A 19,799-nucleotide genomic window follows, 5' to 3' on the forward strand; every position below is an offset into this window, starting at 1 on the left:
TCACCCTGCCATGAGCGACCACGCCTTGTCGAGGCGCTTGGCGCTCACCGGCTGCGGCGTGCGCAGCTCCTGCGCGAAGAGGCTCACGCGCAGCTCCTCCAGCAGCCAACGGTACTCGGTGAGCCGCGCGTCGGACGTGCCCTTCAGGTCGGACAGCCGGCGCAGGTAGCGCTGCTCCAGCGGCCGCAGCTCGGCCAGGCGCTGTGCGTCGCGCGCCGGGTCGGCGCGCAGCTTGTCGAGCCGCAGCACCACGGCCTTCAGGTAGCGCGGAAGGTGCTGCAGCGCGCTCCACGGCGTCTCGAGCAGGAAGCGCTTGTTCACCAGGCGCTGCAGCTGCGCCGTGACGTCGTCAGCCACGTCCTTCGGCGCGCGGCTGTCCTTCAGCTTGCGCAGCGCGGCGGCGTGCTCGGCCAGCACGGTGCCGGCCATGCGCGCCACTTCCTGCGCGATGAGGTTCAGCCGTGCGCGGCCTTCGTCGATGCGGGCCTGGAACGCACGCGCGTCGGTGGGCAGCGGGTCGGCCAGGAAGGCCCGGTCGAGCGCCACGTCGATGATCTGGTCGCGCAGCTCCTCCTGCGTGCCGAGCGGCATGAACCACACGGCCATCTGACGCAGGTCGGGAATGTTCTTCTCCAGGTACTTCAGCGGCTCCTTGATCGCCAGCGCCACCAGCCGGCGCAGGCCGGCGCGGTGCTTGGCGGCGGCGACGTCGGGCTCGTCGAAGACCTCGATCTCGACATGCGTGCGCTTGTCGATCAGCGCCGGGAAGCCGACCAGCGTCTGCCCGGCCTTTCGGATCTCCATCAGCTCGGGCAGCTCGCCGAAGGTCCAGGCGGTGTAGGTCTTCGTCGGCGCGGACTCTCCCGCAGGCAGAGGACGTGCAGCCGCGGCCGCCGGGCTCGCTCTGCCTTCGGCAACGGGCGGGGATGGGGGCTTGGCGCCCTCCGACGCCGCCGCCCCCGCCAGCTTCAACCCCGCCAGCGCCTGGAACGCCGAGCGCGCCTGCCCGCCCAACTCGGCCTTCAGCGAAGCGAGGTTGCGCCCCATGCCCAGCTGCCGGCCGTGCTCGTCGACGACGCGGAAGTTCATGAACAGGTGCGGCGGCAGCGTCTCCAGCTTGAAGTCGTTGCGCTGCACCGCGAGCTGCGTTCGATCGCGCACCGACTTCAGCAGGGCATCGAGCAGCCCGCCCTGCGCGAACGGTGCCGTCTCGGCGAACTCGGCCGCATAGTCGGGCAGTGGCACCAGGCGCGAACGCGGACGCTGGTGCAGGCTCTTCACCAGCGCCAGCACCTTGTCCTTCAGCATGCCGGGCACCAGCCATTCGCAGCGCTCGTCGCTGACCTGGTTCAGCGCGTAGATCGGCACGGTGACGGTCACGCCGTCCTTGGCGTCGCCGGGCTGGTGCAGGTAACTCGCGGCGCAGTCGACGCCGCCCAGCCGCAGCACCTTCGGGAAGGCCGAGGTGGTGATGCCGGCCGCCTCGTGGCGCATCAGTTCGTCGCGCGTGAGCTTCAGCAGCTCGGGCTGCTGCTTCACGGCGTCGCGGTACCAGCGCTCCAGCATCGGGCCGCTGGCCACGTCGGCCGGGATCTGCTGGTCGTAGAACGCGAAGATCAGGTCGTCGTCGACCAGCACATCCTGCCGGCGCGCCTTGTGCTCCAGCTCCTCGACCTGCCGGATCAGCTTGCGGTTGTGCGCCAGGAACGGCAGCCTCGCGCCCCAGGCCGCACCCGCCCGGCCGCCGGCGTCGCCCTCGCCACCGCGCTGCTGCACCGGCGCGGCACCTGCGTCGGCGCCCAGCGTCAGGTCGGCCACCAGGCCCTCGCGGATGAAGATCTCGCGGGCGCCGGCCGGGTCCACATTGGCGTAGTTCACCCGCCGGTTGTTGTAGACGACGATGCCGTACAGCGTGGCGCGCTCCATCGCCACCACCTCGCCGGCCTTCTTCTCCCAGTGTGGCTCCAGCAACTGCGTCTTCAGCAGGTGGCCGGCGATGCGCTCGATCCACTGCGGCTCGATGGCGGCCAGGCCGCGGCCGAAAAGGCGCGTGGTCTCCACCAGCTCGGCCGCCACCAGCCAGCGCGCCGGCTTCTTGCTCAGGTGCGCGCCGGGGTGCTTCCAGAACTTGATGCCGCGCGCGCCGAGGTACCAGTCCTCGTCATCGGACTTCACGCCGATGTTGCCCAGCAGGCCGGCCAGCATCGCCATGTGCACCTGCTCGTAGGTGGCCGGCGTGGTGTTCAGGCGCCAGTTGTGTTCGCGCACCACGGTGAGCAGCTGCGAATGGATGTCGCGCCACTCGCGCACGCGTCGCACCGAGACAAAGCTGTCGCGCAGCCGCTGCTCCTGCTGCCGGTTGCTGAGCTTGTGGGTGTCGACGGCCGCGGCCGGGCCCGCGGGCGCCTTGCCGCCGGCCGCCCTGGGCGGTGCGGCCTGCGCGTGGCCATGCACGCCACGGCCCTCCTCGATCCAGTGCCAGAGCTTCAGGTAGCCCATGAACTCCGACTTCTCGTCGTCGAACTTCTTGTGCTTCTCGTCGGCGGCCTGCGCGGCTTCGAGCGGCCGGTCGCGCACGTCCTGGCCGCTGAGCGCGGAGGCGATGATCAGCACCTCCGAGAGCGACTCGCGCTGGCGCGCCTCGAGGATCATGCGGCCCACCCGCGGGTCGAGCGGCAGTCGCGACAGCTCCTGGCCGATCGGCGTCAGCTCGTTCGCGTCGTCGACCGCGCCGAGTTCGCCCAGCAGCGCGTAGCCGTCGGCGATGGCCTTGCGCGGCGGCGCCTCGATGAAGGGAAAGTCCTCCACCGAGCCGAGCTTCAGCGACTTCATCCGCAGGATCACCCCGGCCAGCGACGACCGCAGGATCTCCGGGTCGGTGAAGCGCGGGCGGCCGTTGAAGTCCGTCTCGTCGTAGAGCCGGATGCACACGCCGTTGGCCACGCGGCCGCAGCGGCCCGCGCGCTGGTTGGCCGCCGCCTGGCTGACCGGCTCGACCTGCAGCTGCTCGACCTTGTTGCGGTAGCTGTAGCGCTTGACGCGCGCCAGGCCCGCGTCGATCACGTAGCGGATGCCGGGCACCGTCAGCGAGGTTTCGGCCACGTTGGTGGCGAGCACGATGCGCGGTGCACCACCGGTGGTGAACACGCGGTCCTGCTCCTGCTGCGACAGCCTCGCGAAGAGCGGCAGGATGTCGGCATGGCGCAGCGCCGGCTGCGGCGCCAGGTGCTTGCGCAGGTGGTCGGCGGCCTCGCGGATCTCGCGCTCGCCGGGCAGGAAGACGAGGATGTCGCCCGCCGCGCGGCCGGCCCAGAGTTCGTCCACGCCATCGGCGATGGCGTCGTGCAGGCCGTATTCGCGGCTTTCCTCGAACGGGCGCCAGCGCTGCTCGACCGGGAACAGCCGGCCCGACACCATGATGACGGGCGCCGGGCCCTTCGCCGATGCGAAGTGGCTGGCGAAGCGGTCGGCGTCGATGGTCGCCGACGTCACGATGATCTTCAGGTCGGGGCGCCGCGGCAGGATCTGCCGCAGGTGGCCCAGCAGAAAATCGATGTTCAGGCTGCGCTCGTGCGCCTCGTCGATGATCAGGGTGTCGTAGGCGCGCAGCAGCGGGTCGGTCTGCGTCTCCGCCAGCAGGATGCCGTCCGTCATCAGCTTGACCGAGGCGCCCGGCTGCAGCCGGTCCTGGAAGCGGACCTTGTAGCCCACCACCTCGCCCAGCGGGGTCTTCAACTCCTCGGCGATGCGCTTGGCCACGCTGGAGGCCGCGATCCGCCGTGGCTGCGTGTGGCCGATGAGCTTGTTGCCGCCGCGCAGCTTGCCGCGGCCGAGCTCGAGCACGATCTTGGGCAGCTGCGTGGTCTTGCCCGAGCCGGTCTCGCCGCAGACGATGACGACCTGGTGCTCGGTGATCAGGCGCGCGATTTCCTCGCGCCGGCCGGAGACAGGCAGCGATTCGGGAAACTCGATGGCGAGCGCGGCGGAGGGGCGGGGTGCATTCACGGGGCGCGGATTATCGCCAGCCCTGCTGCCAAGGCTGCATCAGGCCTCGGCGGCAGCACGCTGCGGCACAATTCGACCCCCATTGCCGTGCCCCCCATGAACCTGATCTTTCCCCATACCTTCGTCCCGTGGTTCCGCTCCGTCGCGCCGTACATCCACGCGTACCGAGGCAAGACTTTCGTGGTGGCGATGGCGGGCGAAGGCATTGCCGCTGGCAAGTTGAGCGCCTTCGTGCAGGACCTCGCGATCCTGCAGGCGATGGGCATCAAGCTGGTGCTGGTGCACGGGTTCCGCCCCCAGGTCAGCGAGCAGTTGCGCGCCAAGGGCCACCCCGAGCGTTTCAGCCACGGCCTGCGCATCACCGACGCACCGGCGCTCGATGCGGCGCAGGAGGCCGCGGGCCAGCTGCGCTTCGAGATCGAGGCCGCGTTCTCGCAGGGCCTGCCCAACACGCCGATGGCCAACGCCACCGTGCGCGTGGTGTCCGGCAACTTCCTGACCGCGCGGCCGGTGGGCATCGTCGACGGCGTGGACTTCATCCACAGCGGCATCGTGCGCAAGGTGGACGCCATCACCATCCGCCGCACGATCGACAGCGGTGCGGTGGTGCTGCTGTCGCCCTTCGGCTTCTCGCCCACCGGAGAGGCGTTCAATCTCACGATGGAGGATGTGGCGACCTCCACGGCCATCGCGCTGCAGGCCGACAAGCTGATCTTCATGAGCGAGGTGCCCGGCATCCGCGAATCGCAGGACGACCCGGAAAGCGCCATCGACACGGAACTGGCGCTGGCCGACGCCGAGAAGCTGCTGGCCTCGCTGCCGCTGCCCAACCGCCCCCTCGACCCCGGCTTCTATCTGCGCCACTGCGTCAAGGCCTGCCGCGAAGGCGTGGAGCGCTCGCACATCCTGCCCTTCAGCCAGGACGGCGCGCTGCTGATGGAGGTGTATACCCACGATGGCATCGGCACGATGGTGGTCGATGAAAAGCTCGAAAGCCTGCGCGAAGCCACCGCCGACGACGTCGGGGGCATCCTGCAGTTGATCGAGCCGTTCGAGCGCGACGGCACCCTCGTGCGGCGCGAGCGCACGTCCATCGAGCGCGATATCGCCAACTACACCGTCATCGAACACGACGGCGTGATCTTCGGCTGCGCCGCCCTGTATCCGTACCCCGAAGCCGGCACGGCTGAAATGGCTGCGCTCACCATCAGCCCGCAGGTGCAAAGCCAGGGCGACGGCGAACGCATTCTCAAGCGCGTGGAACAGCGCGCAAAATCGATGGGCTTGTCGAGCATTTTTGTGCTCACCACGCGCACGATGCACTGGTTCATCAAGCGCGGATTCCAGCCCGTCGACCCCGATTGGCTGCCCGAGGCACGCAAGCGCAAATACAACTGGGACAGGCGCTCCCAGGTGCTCGTCAAGCCGCTCCAATAACCCCGCCTCCAGGAGAACCTCCATGACCCGTACCGTCCAATGCGTCTACCTCAAGAAGGAAGCCGAGGGTTTGACCTTCGCGCCCTACCCGGGCGAGCTGGGCAAACGCATCTACGACAACGTGAGCAAGGAAGCCTTCGAGGCCTGGAAAAAGCACCAGACCATGCTGGTGAATGAAAACAGGCTCAACCTGGCCGACGCACGCGCACGCCAATACCTGGCGCGCCAGATGGAAAGGTTCTTCTTCGGCGAGGGCGCCGACCAGCCCACCGGGTTCGTGCCGCCCTCGGCCTGAGCCATCCCCCTGCCCCTGCTTTCGACGAGAATTCGATGACTTTTTCTAGATTATTTCTGGCGGCGACGGCGGCCATTACCCTCCAAGCGCCGGTCCAGGCCCAGGAACAGGTGCTCAACCTGTATTCGGCCAGGCACTATCAGACCGACGAGGCGCTCTACGCCAACTTCACCAAGGCCACCGGCATCCGCATCAACCGCGTCGATGCCGACGATTCCGGCATCCTCGCGCGGCTGAAGAGCGAAGGCAGCAGCAGCCCGGCCGACGTGGTCCTGCTGGTGGATGCGGCGCGCCTGTGGCGCGCGGAATCCGACGGCCTGTTCCAGCCGGTCAAGAGCAGCGTGCTCGAGAGCCGCATCCCCGCCCATCTGCGCGGCAAGGATTCCGGCGCGGGTGCCGCCTGGTTCGGCATGTCCACCCGGGCACGCGTCATCGTCTACAACAAGGCAAAGGTCAAGCGGGAAGACGTCGCCACCTATGAATCGCTGGCCGAGCCCAAGAACAAGGGCAAGGTCTGCACGCGCTCCGGCTCGCATCCCTACAACCTCTCGCTGTTCGGCGCGATGGTCGAGCACATGGGCGCCGAAAAGGCCGAGGGGTGGTTGCGCGGGGTGAAGGACAACATGGCGCGCCAGCCCGTGGGCGGCGACACCGACCAGATCAAGGCCGTGGCCAGCGGCGAATGCGATATCGCCTTGAGCAACAGCTACTACTTCGCCCGGTTGATGCGCTCGACCAAGCCTGAAGACCAGGCCATCGTCGAAAAGGTCGCGGTCGTGTTCCCGAACCAGCAAAGCTGGGGTACGCACGTCAACATCGCCGGGGCCGGTGTCGCGAAATTCAGCCCCCACCGCGAGGCGGCTGTCCGCTTCCTGGAGTATCTCGCCAGCGACGAGGCGCAGAACTATTTCGCGAACGGCAATAACGAGTGGCCGGCCGTGCCCACCGTGAAACCGTCCAATCCGGCACTGGAAACGCTGGGCTCGTTCAAGTCGGAAACCATCCCGGTTTCGTCGGTCGGCATGAACCAGACCAAGGTCCAGCAAATGCTGGACAGGGTTGGTTACAAATAGGGTCGCCTTTCCGATGGGGGGTCCTACGGAGCGGGCCGTGGTATATTCGCCGCGTGCCCGAATCGTCCTGAGGAGACTCCATTGGCTACCCTGCAAGAACTCCTGGCCCAGAAAGCATCGCTCGAAAAGCAGATTGCCGATACCCAACGCGAGGAACGCGCCAACGCGATTGCCAAGGTCAAGTCCATCATGTCCGAGCATGGCTTGACGGTGGCCGATCTGTCCCAGCGAGCGCCGTCTGCCCCGCGCGCAGAGGGCACGCGCAAGGTGGCGGCCAAATACCGCAACGGCGAAACCGGTGAAACCTGGTCCGGTCGCGGGCTGCAACCCAAATGGCTGAAGGCGGCGCTGGCAGAAGGCAAGCAGTTGACCGATTTCGCGGTCTGAGCCCTTCCCCATTCGATCGGCGAGCGCCGCGCAGCGGCCTCGCCGATCTGCTTTTCAGGCCGGGTGATCCCCATGCCCCGCTCCCCGGAGCGCTGCGTTGATCTAGGATCCGGTGCGCGCCCGGCGCGTGTTTAGGTTGTTCACGTGCCGTTGTGGGTCCTACCGTGTCCACGCTACCGCCCACACTCCCCCATCCCTCCCCCGACTCGCCGGACACCACGCCCGCGGTCACCGCCACGCCGGTGAAGCGGCCGCGATGGCAGGCCGCCGTGCAAGCGGCAGGCGTCGCCGTGGCGTGCGCCGGCCTCGGCTTCGCCGCGCTGCGCCTCGCGCGCATCGACGACACCTCCGCACTGCTTTGGTGGCCCGCCGGCCTGGCGCTGGGCGCGCTGCTGCGCTGGGGGCGGGGGCTCTGGCCCGCGGCGTTCATCGGCTTGTTGGCCGCCCACGCCGCCGCAGGCTTCCACATTGGCGGCGCGCTCCTGCTGGCAGCCAGCGGCACGCTGGGGCCGTGGTTTGCAGCCGGGTGGCTCGGCCGGCGCCGCTTCCAGGCCAGCGCCCCGGGCATCCGCGATGCGCGGCTGCTGGTCTCCGCCATGGCCGCCAGCGCGTTGTGGATGGCGGCCGCGCAACTGCTCTGGTGGTCCTGGACGGACGACGCCTCGATGTCGGCCCTGGCCGTCGGCGTGGTGGCCTGGATGGGCAGCATGGTCGGCGGGCTGCTGGGCACCCTGCCCTGGCTGGCCGCACGGGAGCCAGCCGCCACGCGCCGCACGCCCTGGGAACGCTGGGAGATGGGCGTGCCAGGCGCGGCAGCGCTGTCGGTGGCCGTGCTGGGCTGCGCCTTCGCGCTGCTGCGCGCGCATCCCCCGCTGTCGGCCGCGCAGACGTCGCTGCTGTTCGTGCCGCCGGTGCTGCTGGCCTGGCTGGCAGCACGCGGCGCCGGGCGCTGGGCGTCGTCGGTGCTCTTCCTGCTGGGCGTTGGCGCGATGCTGTCGCTGGGCAGCGGCGGCGGCCCCCTCGCCGGCACCGGCCGTGACCCCGGCCATGCCTTGCTGATCCTGTGGGCCTACCTCCTCGCCTGCGGCATGCTGCTGCTGGGCGTGCAGGCCGGCATCGGCGAACTGCGCCGCATCAAGAACCGCCTGCAGCTGGCGCTTGATGCAGCGGACGTCGGCATGGCCGACTGGGATCTGCGCACCGGCCGGTGCTACACCTCCCCCCGTTGGCAGGCGTTGCTGGGCCCGGCGGAGCGCCACGCGTTGCCGCCGCAGGCGGCCTGGCTCGAGCAGGTCCACGCCGACGACCGCAGCCGCGAACGCGCTGCGCTCGCGCGCCTGGCCGACCCGCGCAACGAGAGCTACCGCCATGACCTTCGCCTGCGCACGCCCGCCGGCTGGGGCTGGTTCCACGCGCAGGTGCTGGTCGGCGAGCGGGGCGACGGCGACGTGCCGCGACGGCTCGTCGTCACGTTGGCCGACATCGGCGAGCGGCGCGCCAACGAAGAGCGGCAGCGGCTGTCCGCGAGGCTGTTCCAGCACCTGCACGAAGGCCTGCTGATCACCGACGCAGACCTGCGCGTGCTCGACGTCAACCCGACGTACTCGCAGATCATGGGCGTCTCGCGCCACGAACTGCTGGGCACCATCCCGCCGCTGCTCGCTGCCGCGCGGGCCGGCACGCCGGGGCACGATGCGGCGGCCGCGGCACGCCACGGCAGCATGTGGGCCAGCCTGCGCGCGACCGGCACCTGGCGCGGCGAGGTCGTCGAGCGCCGCCGCAACGGCGACCCGTGCGCGCTGCAGGTCACAATCTCCGCAGTGCTCGGGCCGGACAGCCAGCCGCGCTACCACGTCCTCGTGATCTCCGACATCACCGACCAGCACCTGCAGCGCCAGCGGCTGGAGCGCCAGGCCCTGTTCGACGAACTCACCCGGCTGCCGAACCGCGCCCGCCTGGCGCAGATGCTGGCCGATGCGATGGCCGCCGCCGACCGCGAAGGCAACCTGCTGGCCGTCTGCTACCTCGACCTCGACCACTTCAAGCCGGTCAACGACCGCTTCGGGCATGCGGCCGGCGACCGGCTGCTGGTCGAGCTGGCGCACCGGCTGCGCGGCGCGCTGCGCAGCAACGCCGCCTGGTCCGATGCCGCGGCGCGGCTCGGCGGGGACGAGTTCGTGCTGCTGCTGCGTGCCGGCACGCTCGACGAGGCGCGCCTGGCCGTGGAGCGGGTGCTCCGGGTGATCTCGCAACCCTACGCCATCGAACCGGGCGCGGACCCGGTCACCATCACCGCCAGCGTCGGCGCCACCGTCTATCCGCTCGACCGCAGCGACGCCGACACGCTGCTGCGGCACGCCGACCACGCGATGTACGGCGCCAAGCAGTCGGGCCGCAACGGCTACAGCTTCTTCGACCCCGAGCACAGCCGGCGCACCGAGGAACGGGTCATGGCGATCGGCCGCATCCAGGAGGCACTCGACAGCCACGAGCTGGAGCTGTACTACCAGCCCAAGGTCGACATGCGCCAGGGTGCGGTGCTGGGCATGGAGGCGCTGCTGCGCTGGAACCACCCGGAGCACGGCGTGATTCCACCGGCCCAGTTCCTGCCGCTGATCGAGCACACCGGCCTGTCGGCACGGGTCGGCGACTGGGTGCTCGACCAGGCGCTCGAACAGCTCGCGCGCTGGCGGCGCATGGGCTTCGACCTGTCGGTGAGCGTCAACGTCTCGGCCCGCCACCTGCAGGAACCCGACTTCGCGCAGCGCCTGGCCGAGCTGCTGGCGCGGCACGCCGATCCGCTGGGCGAGCGGCTCGAACTGGAGGTGCTGGAGACCGCGGCGCTGGCCGACATCGACTACACCTCGGCGCTGCTGGAGCGCTGCCGGCGCCTGGGCGTGCGCTTCTCGCTGGACGATTTCGGCACCGGCTACTCGACCCTCACCTACCTGAAGCGGCTGCCGGTCGACGTGTTGAAGATCGACCGCTCCTTCGTGCGCAACATGCTCGACGATCGCCAGGACCTGGCGATCGTCGAGGGCGTGATCGGGTTGGCCCGCACCTTCGGCTGCAGCGTCGTGGCCGAAGGCGTCGAGATGCCGGCGCAGGCACGGCTGCTGATCGACATGGGCTGCGACATCGGCCAGGGGCACGGCATCGCCAGTCCCATGCGCGCGGGCGAGGTGCCGCGCTGGACGCGGGAGTACCGCGGGCCTTTCGCGCTCGGCGCCGCGCCGTCCGACGGCTCCCCGCCGCCCCAGGTCGCCTGACGGCCCGCCCGTGCGCGGCGGGCCGCTCGATAGACTGCGAACATGATTCCCGCCGGGTTTATCCAGGAGCTGCTGTCGCGCGTCGACATCGTCGAGGTGGTCGGCCGCCACGTGCAGCTGAAGAAGACGGGGGGCAACCTGATGGGGCTGTGCCCCTTCCATGGGGAGAAGTCGCCGAGCTTCTCGGTCAGCCCGAGCAAGCAGTTCTACTATTGCTTCGGCTGCGGCGCCTCGGGCGACGCGGTGAAGTTCCTGGCCGAACACACCGGCGCGAGCTTCCGCGAGGCGGTGGCCGACCTGGCCCAGCAGGTCGGACTGACGGTGCCCGACGACGAGCGCAACCCGGAGGAGCGGGCCCAGGCCGCGCGCGCCAAGGAGCAGCAGGCAAGCCTGACCGACGTGCTGGCCCGCGCGGCCGACCACTACCGCAAGCAGCTGCGCGGCAGCCCGCGCGCGATCGACTACCTGAAGGGCCGCGGGCTGACCGGCGAGATCGCCGCGCGGTTCGGCCTCGGCTACGCACCCGACGGCTGGCGAAGCCTGGCGAGCGCTTTTCCCCGCTACGACGACCCGCTGCTGGCCGAGTCGGGGCTGGTGATCCTGCACGAGGCGGACAACGGCGGCGACGAGAAGCGCTACGACCGCTTCCGCGACCGCGTGATGTTCCCCATCCGCTCGGTGCAGGGCGAGGTGATCGGCTTCGGCGGCCGCGTGCTGGACCGCGGCGAGCCGAAGTACCTCAACTCGCCCGAGACGCCAGTGTTCGTCAAGGGCCGCGAGCTGTACGGCCTGTTCGAGGCGCGCGCGGCAATGCGCCAGCGAGGCTACGCGCTGGTCGTCGAGGGCTACATGGACGTCGTGGCGCTGGCGCAGCTCGGCTTCGAGAACGCCGTCGCCACGCTGGGCACGGCGTGCGGGGAGGAACACGTGCGCAAGCTCTTCCGCTTCACCGATTCGATCGTCTTCAGCTTCGACGGCGACGCCGCCGGGCGCCGCGCGGCCGCGCGGGCGATGGAGTCGGCGCTGCCCCATGCCAGCGACACGCGCACGATCCGGTTCCTGTTCCTGCCGCCCGAGCACGACCCGGACTCGTACGTTCGCGAGTTCGGCGCCGACGCGTTCGAACGCTGCGTGAACGACGCGCTGCCGCTGTCGCGCCAGCTCGTCGAGGTGGCGCGGGAGGGCTGCGACCTGGCGACGCCCGAAGGCCGGGCCCGTTTCCTCGCCCAGGCCCGGCCGTTCTGGGCGGCGTTGCCTGCGGGCGCGCTGTCGAGGCAGATGCTCGGCGAGATCGCCCGCCAGGCGGCCCTGCCGGACGCCGAACTGGCGTCGCAATGGTCGGCGGCCGCGGCAGGCCGGCCGCAGCGCGCGCCGGCAGGCCCGCCGCAGGAACCCCGGGAAGCCGGCGCGGCGAGGCCGTTCCGCGCCGGCCCGGGGCGGGCCGCGGCCCGCCCGGCCGGCACGCGGCGCGCGCCGCGCAAGCCCGAGGACCGCATCGTCCACCTGCTGATGACCCACGGCGAGTGGTGGGACCGCCTGTCGCCGGACGATCTCGACATCCTGCACACGCTGGACGGACCGCATGGCGTGCTGCTGCGGTGGCTGGAACGCGAGCTGCACGACCACGGCGCCCGCCCGTGGGCCGTGATGCGGGTCGCGCTGGAAGCCGACGCCACCACCCTCGAGGCCTTCGAGGCGACCACCAGCCACGACGCGGACGACGCCGACGGCAGCTTCGAATCGCTGCGCTGGCTGCTCGACGGCCTGCTCATCGTCGACCTCGAGCGCCGCATGAGCCACGAGGCCGCAGCAGCGGCCGCCGACCCGGGCGCGATGGCGCGATTCCGCGAGTTGGACCAGCGCTGGCGGGCGCTCAAGGCGAGCCGCCCCGCCTCCGCGGACAGGGACGACTGACGCGCAAAGCGTGCCGTAACCCGGTTTCATGGGTATAATCCGCGTTTCCTTCCGGCGGCCCAACCTCCTGGGCTGGATGTCTGAGCTGACGCCAGGGGGCTGAACACCCCGCAGTTTGTGGCCGAGCCCACATCGCAACCAGCCCGCGCCGATGCCGCCGCCGGGGCCGCCACGGAAAATTTCTGCGCCGCTTCCCACCCATCCGTTCCGCCATGTGCCTGCGCCCCGGGAAGCCTTCACCGTTCGAGGATTTCGCATGACCGCCAAGAAGACCACTGCTGCGCCTGCCAAGGCCAAGGCCGAGGACAAGAAGAAGCCTGTCGCCGCCAAGGGCAAGGCGGCCGGGCGCAAGAAGGGGGATGAGGACAAGTCCGCGCTGGACGCGGACCTGTCCGACATCGAGTCCGAGCTGGAAGGCGAGCCCGAAGCGGAAATCGCGGAAGCCGAACCCGCGGGTGCCGGCGCCGAGGGCGTGGCGGAAGCCAAGGCCAAGCCGCTGCGCATGAAGGTGTCGCGCGCCAAGGAGCGCGCGCTGATGCGCGAGTTCGGCCTCGAAGAGACCGCGCTCACCGAAGAAGAAGCCGCCAAGCGCCGCCAGGAGCTGAAGACGCTCATCAAGATGGGCAAGACGCGTGGCTTCCTGACGCACCAGGAGATCAACGACCACCTGCCCGAGAAGCTGGTCAACGAGGAAATCCTCGAAGCCATCATCTCCATGCTCAACGACATGGGCATCGCGGTGTACGAGCAGGCGCCCGACGCCGCCACGCTGCTGATCGCCGGCGGCTCAACCACCACCTCGACCGAGGAAGAAGCCGAAGAGGCGGCCGAGGCCGCGCTGTCGACCGTCGACTCCGAATTCGGCCGCACGACCGACCCGGTGCGCATGTACATGCGCGAGATGGGCACCGTCGAGCTGCTGACGCGCGAGGGCGAGATCGAGATCGCCAAGCGCATCGAAGGCGGCCTGCAGGCCATGATGCTGGCGATCAGCGCGTCGCCCACCACCATCGCCGAGATCCTTGCGATGGCGGACAAGATCCGCGCCGGCGAAATGCAGATCTCCGAGGCCGTGGACGGCTTCGTCGCCGAGGACGAGGCCGACGACTACGTGGCCGAGGAAGATTTCGACGAATTCGACGAAGAGGAAGACGACGACGACGGCCAGGGCGGCAGCAAGGCGCTGACCAAGAAGCTCGAGGAGCTGAAGGCCGCCGCGCTGGTCAAGTTCGACGCGCTGCTGGAGCACTTCGACCGCATGCGCAAGTCCTTCGAGAAGGAGGGCTACCAGTCGAGCGCCTACAACAAGGCGCAGATGGCCGTCAGCGGCGAGATCATCGGCATCCGCTTCACCGTCAAGACCATCGAACGCCTGTGCGACATCCTGCGCACGCAGGTGGACGACGTGCGCCGCTACGAACGCGAGCTGCGCAAGATCGTGGTCGACAAGTGCGGCATGCCGCAAGAGCACTTCATCAAGACCTTCCCGCCGAACGCCCTGAACCTCGAATGGGCCGAGAAGGAAGTGGCCGCCGGCAAGCCGTACAGCGCCGTGCTCGGCCGCAACCTTCCCGCGGTGCAGGAGCTGCAGCAGAAGCTGATCGACATCCAGGCCAAGGCCGTGGTGCCGCTGGACGACCTGAAGCTCATCAACAAGCGGATGAACCAGGGCGAGAAGGCCTCGCGCGACGCCAAGAAGGAAATGATCGAGGCCAACCTGCGCCTCGTGATCTCCATCGCCAAGAAGTACACCAACCGCGGCCTGCAGTTCCTCGACCTGATCCAGGAAGGCAACATCGGCCTGATGAAGGCGGTCGACAAGTTCGAATACCGCCGCGGCTACAAGTTCTCGACCTACGCGACGTGGTGGATCCGCCAGGCCATCACCCGCTCGATCGCCGACCAGGCCCGCACCATCCGCATCCCGGTCCACATGATCGAGACGATCAACAAGATGAACCGCATCTCGCGCCAGCATCTGCAGGAGTTCGGCTTCGAGCCGGACGCGCCGACGCTGGCCGAGAAGATGGAGATCCCCGAGGACAAGATCCGCAAGATCATGAAGATCGCCAAGGAGCCGATCTCCATGGAAACGCCGATCGGCGACGACGACGACAGCCACCTGGGCGATTTCATCGAGGACACGAACAACGTGGCCCCGGTCGATGCCGCGATGCAGGCCGGCCTGCGCGACGTGGTCAAGGACATCCTCGACAGCCTGACCCCGCGCGAGGCCAAGGTGCTGCGCATGCGCTTCGGCATCGAGATGTCGACCGACCACACGCTGGAGGAGGTCGGCAAGCAGTTCGACGTGACGCGCGAGCGCATCCGCCAAATCGAGGCCAAGGCGATCCGCAAGCTCAAGCACCCGAGCCGCTCGGACAAGCTGCGCACCTACCTCGACAACCTGTGAGCTTGCGCATCCGCGCAACAGCAGCAAAGCCCGGCACTGCCGGGCTTTTTCGTTGCGGCGGGAGCCCCCGCTAAACTGCTGCGTCCGCGCTCTCCCCCACCTGCCACGCCGCATGACTGTCATTGCCGAACGCACCGTCCTGTTCGCCGACCTGCGCGGCAGCACGGCGCTGTACGAGCAACTGGGCAATGCGGAGGCGAGTTCCGTGGTCACCCACACCGTCACGGCGCTGGCGGGCACCGTGGCCGAATGCGGCGGCCAGGTCGTCAAGACCCTGGGGGACGGCCTGATGGCCGTGTTCGGTTCGTCGCTCGACGGCGTCGAAGCGGCGGGCCGCATGCACGGCGCGCTCGACCAGCTGCTGTCGCGCGGCCGAGCGCACGGCGCGTCGCCGGGCCTGCGCTCGCTGCGCATCCAGGTCGCGCTCGCCCGCGGCGAGGTGGTCGAGATGGGCGGCGACTGCTTCGGCGATGCGGTCAACGTCGCGGCGCGGCTGATCGACCACGCCGGGGACAACGAGACGCTCGTCACCGATGCGGTGCTCCACGGCCTGCCGTCCCACCTGCGCCAGCGCTTCCGCAGCCTCGACTGGATGCACCTGCGCGGCCGTGCGGACCCGGTGCTGGTGTACCTCCTCAGCAACGGCCGCAGCGATCTCGACGCCACGACGCAGTTCGACCCGGTCTCTCCGACGGCCGAGCCCGACGGCATCCGGCTCGTCTGGGGCGACGTCGAGCGGGTGTACGTGTGCGAGCAGATGCCGGTGATCCTGGGCCGCAGCCCGCAGGCCAGCTTCTGCGTCGACGACTCGCGGGTGTCGCGCTCGCATGCGCGCATCCACTGGCATGGCGGCGCCATCCAGCTCACCGACCTCAGCTACAACGGCACCTACGTCCGCTTCCGCGACGACAACGGCATCCTGAGCCTGAGGCGGAGCTCCTGCACCCTGCACAGCAAGGGCACCATCGGCCTGGGCGGAAGCCCGCTGGACAGCACCTCGCCGATCGTGCACTTCGAAGTCCTGCGCTTCGGCGATACCCAGACCCACGACCTCGACGGGCTGACCCTTCTGTAAAGGCACTTCGCGCGATGAATGCAGTACCCGGCGCCCCAGCTCCTGTCAGCGCACGGGAGGGGCTGCCAGCCGCCGCGCTGGACCAGCTCGACGCCAGCCCCGACCCCGCTTTCGACGCGCTCGTGCGCCAGGCGGCGCGCTGCAGCGCAAGCCCCATCGCCGCGCTCACCGTCTTCACCGGCCAGCGTGCCTTCAGCAAGGCCGCCGTCGGCATGCTGCGGCACGAAGCTGCCCTGCTGCAGCCGCTGTGCGCCCGCGTGGTCGCGAGCGACCACGCGCAGGTGCTGCGCGGCATCGCCGGCGACGAAGCGCTCGAGGCCGCAGGCCGCCGCACGGCGCAGGCGCTGCAGATCGAGGTCTATGCCGGCGTGCCGGTGCGGGTGCACGGCCTGCCGGTGGGCACGCTGTGCACGATGGGCCCCGCCTCGTTCGAGGCCGACGACGCCGTGCTGCAAGGCCTGCACGACCTGGCCACCGCCTGCGGCGGACTGGTCGAATCGCGGCTGGCTGCGCTACCCGCGCTGGCGCGAGAGGCCGGGAACCGCGCCGCCCAGCGGGCGCAGCAACTGCTGAACCAGACGCTGGAGGGCCTGGCCGCCAGCGTGATGATCAGCGACGCCGACGGCCGCATCCTGATGGCCAACCAGCGCTGGCACCGGCAGATCGGCGCCCTGCTGCCCCGCGGCTGCGACCGTTGGCCGGATGCCGTGCGGCACCTGGCGCGGGCCGGCCACTACCAGCAGGCAGTCGGCCGCGAAGACGCTTTTGTCGCCTGGCGGCTGTCGCTGCCGGCGCCGTCGCCGAAACCTCAGGAAACGCAGTGGCGCGGCGGCTGGGTGCTGCTGAACGACCGCCTGCTGCCGGACGGCACCGTGGTGCACCTGTCGATGGACATCACCGACCGCCGTCGCGCCGCGATGGCGCTGGCCGAGGAGCAGTCCCGCGCCCGCACCTCCGACGCCAGGATGCGCGCCGTGCTCGGCGCGGTGCCCGACCTCTGGTTCGTCATCGACGACGACGGCCGCTACCGGCACTGCTCCGACCCCGACCACCCCGCCATCGCCTGGCCCTACATGGAATCGCGCGGCCGCAGCATGTTCGAGGTGCTGCCGCCCGATCTCTCGGCCGCCACCCGCGCCGCCGTGCAGCGCGCACGCGCCACCGGCGAGACGCAGCGGCAGGAGTACGAGCTCGAGGTGCGCGGCGTGCCCGGCTGGTACGAGGCCCGCATCTCCCCGATGCCGCACGGCGAGTTGCTCTACCTCGTGCGCGACCTCACCGAGCTGCGCGCGCTGGCGGCCGAGGTCCGCCTCAACGAGGCGCGCTGGAAGTTCGCGCTCGACGGTGCCGGGCACGGCGTGTGGGACTGGCATGCCGATACGGGCAACACCTACTTCTCCAGCTACTGGAAGGAGATGCTCGGCTACGCCGACCACGAGATCGGCAATCGCTGGGACGAATGGTCGTCGCGCGTGCATCCGGACGACCTGCCCGTCGTCCTGGAGGCGCTGCGCGCCTACCAGCACGGGGAAGCCCCCGCCTACGAGATCGACTACCGCATGCGCCACCGCGACGGCCACGAGCTGTGGATACGCGACCGCGGACAGATCGTCGCGCGCCGTGCCGACGGCAGTGCCCTGCGCATGGTGGGCACGCAGTCGGACATCACCCGCCAGCGCTCGACCGAGGCCGCCCTGCGCAACAAGCAGGCGGCCGAACTGGCCAGCCGCAGCAAGAGCGAGTTCCTCTCGCGCATGAGCCACGAGATGCGCACGCCGCTGAACGCGGTCATCGGCTTCGCGCAACTGCTGCGGCTGCAGGGCGGAGCGCGCCTCGACTACGTCGACCACGTGCTCGAGGCCAGCCAGCACCTGCTGACGCTGATCAACGACGTGCTGGACCTGCAGCAGGTCGAGGAAGGCCGTCTGAACCTGCACCTGCAGCCGGTGGCAGCGGCGCCGCTCGTGAACGCCTGCGCGACGATGCTGCAGCCGCTGGCGCAGGCGCGCGGGGTGACGCAGCAGCTGCCCGCCGCGCCGGCGAACCTGCCGCGCCTGGTGGCCGACGAGCAGCGGCTGCGGCAGGTGCTGCTGAACATCGGTTCCAACGCGATCAAGTACAACCGGCCGGGCGGCCAGGTGCGCTGGTCGATGGAAGCGACGCCCGGCGGGGTGCTGGCCATCGTCGTCGAGGACACCGGCTCCGGCATGACGGAGGACCAGCAGGCCCGCCTGTTCCAGCCGTTCGAGCGGCTGGGGCGCGAAAGCAGCATCGAGGGCAGCGGCCTGGGGCTGCTGATCGCCCGCCGGCTGGTTGGCGACATGGGGGGTGCCGTCGCGCTGAGCAGCCAGCCGGGCGTCGGCACGCGCGTGCGCATCGAGCTGCCCGTGGAGGCCATGGAGGCCTACGCCGCGGCGCCGCCGCCGGCAGGCCCCGCCGAGACGGCGGAGAAGACCGCCGTCGAGGCCGTCGCCGCACGCGCTGCCGACGACCAGGCGCCGCCGCTGCAGCTGCTGTACCTCGAGGACAACCGCGTCAACGCGCTGCTGTTCGCGGAGGCCCTGCGCCAGCACACCGACATCGAGCTGCACATCGCCGAAACCGGCGCGCAGGCGTTCGAGCTGCTCGAAGGCATGCAGCCGGACGTGCTCGTGCTCGATGCCAACCTGCCCGACTGCAGCGGCTACGACGTGCTGGCGCGCATCCGCGGCATGCCCGCCCTGGCCCGGGTGCCGGCCTACATGTGCTCCGCCGACGCCGCGCCCGAAGACATGGCGCGGGCCCGCGAGGCGGGCTTCGAGGGCTATTGGGCCAAGCCGCTCGATCTCTCCCGTATCCTCGCGGACCTTCGCCGGCTCGGTGCCGGCATCCGCTGACCGCCCTTTCCATGACGCCATCCTATGAAGCGCCGCAGCGCACCGCGGTGCTGCTGGTCAACCTCGGCACGCCCGATGCACCGACCGCCCCTGCCCTGCGCCGGTACCTGGCTGAGTTTCTCGGCGATCCCCGCGTGGTCGAGATCCCGCGCGCCGTCTGGCTGCCGATCCTGCACGGCATCATCCTGCGCACCCGCCCCGCCAAGTCCGCCGCGAAGTATGCGAGCATCTGGACGCCCGACGGCTCGCCGCTGGCGGTGTGGACGCAGCGCCAGGCCAAGCTGCTGGCCGGCCACCTCGGCGAACGCCTCGGCCAGCCCCAGCCGGCGGTGCTCGTGCGCCACGCGATGCGCTACGGCAACCCGTCGATCCCCGCGGTGCTCGACGAGCTGAAGGCGGCCGGCGCCGCGCGCATCCTGGTGCTGCCGCTGTACCCGCAGTACGCCGGCTCGACGACCGCCACCGCCAACGACGCCGTCACGGCATGGATGGCCCGGCAGCGCGACCAGCCGGAGCTGCGCTTCGTCAACCACTACCACCAGGACGCCGGCTACATCGGTGCCCTCGCCAAGCGCGTCACCGACCACTGGGCGGCCAACGGCCGGGGCGGCAAGCTGGTGATGAGCTTCCACGGCGTTCCCGAACGCACCGTCAAGCTTGGCGACCCGTACCAGGCCGAATGCCTGGCCACCGCAAGCCTGCTGGCCCGCCGGCTGGGCCTGCGCGAAGGCGAGTGGCAGGTCACGTTCCAGAGCCGCTTCGGCAAGGCGAAGTGGCTGGAGCCCTACACCGAGCCGACGCTGGTCGCGCTGGCGAAGCAGGGGCTGCAGCGCGTCGACGTGATGTGCCCGGGCTTCACCGGCGATTGCCTGGAGACGCTGGAGGAGATCAACCAGGAGGCGCGCGCGGCCTTCGTGCAGGCCGGCGGCCGGGAGTTCCACTACCTGCCCTGCCTGAACGACCAGCCGGAGTGGATCGGTGCGCTGACGGCGATCGCCCAGCGCCACCTGCAGGGCTGGGAGGTCGGCGGGGTGCCGACCGCTGCGTGAGCCGCT

General features: G+C 70.1%; 11 protein-coding genes. 10 read left to right on the forward strand and 1 reads right to left on the reverse strand.

Annotation, left to right across the window (positions count from 1 at the left end; all coding sequences use genetic code 11):
* A complete protein-coding gene (gene hrpA, locus V4F39_RS18785; protein WP_332291326.1) occupies positions 1-4,005 on the reverse strand; it encodes an ATP-dependent RNA helicase HrpA in 4,005 nt (1,334 codons plus the stop codon).
* A 96-nt stretch (positions 4,006-4,101) separates the two neighbouring features.
* Here hrpA and argA point away from each other — a divergent pair, with 96 nt between their 5' ends.
* The 10 genes from argA to hemH all read left to right on the forward strand — a co-directional run bounded on the left by argA (position 4,102) and on the right by hemH (position 19,793).
* Positions 4,102-5,442 carry an amino-acid N-acetyltransferase gene (gene argA / locus V4F39_RS18790; protein ID WP_332291327.1) on the forward strand — a complete coding sequence of 447 codons (1,341 nt, stop codon included), beginning with the start codon at positions 4,102-4,104 and terminating at the stop codon, positions 5,440-5,442.
* A 22-nt stretch (positions 5,443-5,464) separates the two neighbouring features.
* Positions 5,465-5,737, forward strand: a complete 273-nt coding sequence (locus tag V4F39_RS18795) for an oxidative damage protection protein (protein ID WP_332291328.1) — start codon at positions 5,465-5,467, stop codon at positions 5,735-5,737.
* Between the two features lie 35 nt (positions 5,738-5,772).
* Positions 5,773-6,810 carry a Fe(3+) ABC transporter substrate-binding protein gene (locus tag V4F39_RS18800; RefSeq protein ID WP_332291329.1) on the forward strand — a complete coding sequence of 346 codons (1,038 nt, stop codon included), beginning with the start codon at positions 5,773-5,775 and terminating at the stop codon, positions 6,808-6,810.
* Between the two features lie 81 nt (positions 6,811-6,891).
* Positions 6,892-7,197 carry an H-NS histone family protein gene (locus V4F39_RS18805; RefSeq protein ID WP_332291330.1) on the forward strand — a complete coding sequence of 102 codons (306 nt, stop codon included), beginning with the start codon at positions 6,892-6,894 and terminating at the stop codon, positions 7,195-7,197.
* 164 nt (positions 7,198-7,361) lie between these two features.
* Entirely contained in the window at positions 7,362-10,466 is a 3,105-nt protein-coding gene (locus tag V4F39_RS18810; RefSeq protein WP_332291332.1) for a bifunctional diguanylate cyclase/phosphodiesterase, read from the forward strand.
* Between the two features lie 42 nt (positions 10,467-10,508).
* Positions 10,509-12,380, forward strand: coding sequence for a DNA primase (dnaG, locus tag V4F39_RS18815; protein ID WP_332291333.1), 1,872 nt, complete (start codon positions 10,509-10,511; stop codon positions 12,378-12,380).
* A 256-nt stretch (positions 12,381-12,636) separates the two neighbouring features.
* Complete coding sequence (gene rpoD / locus V4F39_RS18820; protein WP_332291335.1) at positions 12,637-14,793, forward strand: RNA polymerase sigma factor RpoD; 2,157 nt, start codon at positions 12,637-12,639, stop codon at positions 14,791-14,793.
* A 112-nt stretch (positions 14,794-14,905) separates the two neighbouring features.
* Positions 14,906-15,868 (forward strand): adenylate/guanylate cyclase domain-containing protein, encoded by a 963-nt coding sequence (locus tag V4F39_RS18825; RefSeq protein ID WP_332291336.1) that lies wholly within the window; start codon positions 14,906-14,908, stop codon positions 15,866-15,868.
* 14 nt (positions 15,869-15,882) lie between these two features.
* Positions 15,883-18,744 carry a hybrid sensor histidine kinase/response regulator gene (locus V4F39_RS18830; protein ID WP_332291338.1) on the forward strand — a complete coding sequence of 954 codons (2,862 nt, stop codon included), beginning with the start codon at positions 15,883-15,885 and terminating at the stop codon, positions 18,742-18,744.
* A gap of 11 nt (positions 18,745-18,755) precedes the next feature.
* Complete coding sequence (gene hemH / locus V4F39_RS18835) at positions 18,756-19,793, forward strand: ferrochelatase (protein WP_332291339.1); 1,038 nt, start codon at positions 18,756-18,758, stop codon at positions 19,791-19,793.
* Positions 19,794-19,799: the final 6 nt, after the last annotated feature.

The sequence above is a fragment of the Aquincola agrisoli genome, from assembly GCF_036621135.1.
In the GTDB taxonomy this organism is placed as follows: Bacteria; Pseudomonadota; Gammaproteobacteria; order Burkholderiales; family Burkholderiaceae_C; genus Aquincola; species Aquincola agrisoli.

Coding starts and splice junctions, on each gene's coding strand:
- dnaG (WP_332291333.1), top strand. CDS start 10,509: ATGATTCCCGCCGGGTTTATCCAGGAGCTGCTGTCGCGCGTCGACATC.
- V4F39_RS18830 (WP_332291338.1), top strand. CDS start 15,883: ATGAATGCAGTACCCGGCGCCCCAGCTCCTGTCAGCGCACGGGAGGGG.
- V4F39_RS18800 (WP_332291329.1), top strand. CDS start 5,773: ATGACTTTTTCTAGATTATTTCTGGCGGCGACGGCGGCCATTACCCTC.
- V4F39_RS18825 (WP_332291336.1), top strand. CDS start 14,906: ATGACTGTCATTGCCGAACGCACCGTCCTGTTCGCCGACCTGCGCGGC.
- rpoD (WP_332291335.1), top strand. CDS start 12,637: ATGACCGCCAAGAAGACCACTGCTGCGCCTGCCAAGGCCAAGGCCGAG.
- hemH (WP_332291339.1), top strand. CDS start 18,756: ATGACGCCATCCTATGAAGCGCCGCAGCGCACCGCGGTGCTGCTGGTC.
- argA (WP_332291327.1), top strand. CDS start 4,102: ATGAACCTGATCTTTCCCCATACCTTCGTCCCGTGGTTCCGCTCCGTC.
- V4F39_RS18795 (WP_332291328.1), top strand. CDS start 5,465: ATGACCCGTACCGTCCAATGCGTCTACCTCAAGAAGGAAGCCGAGGGT.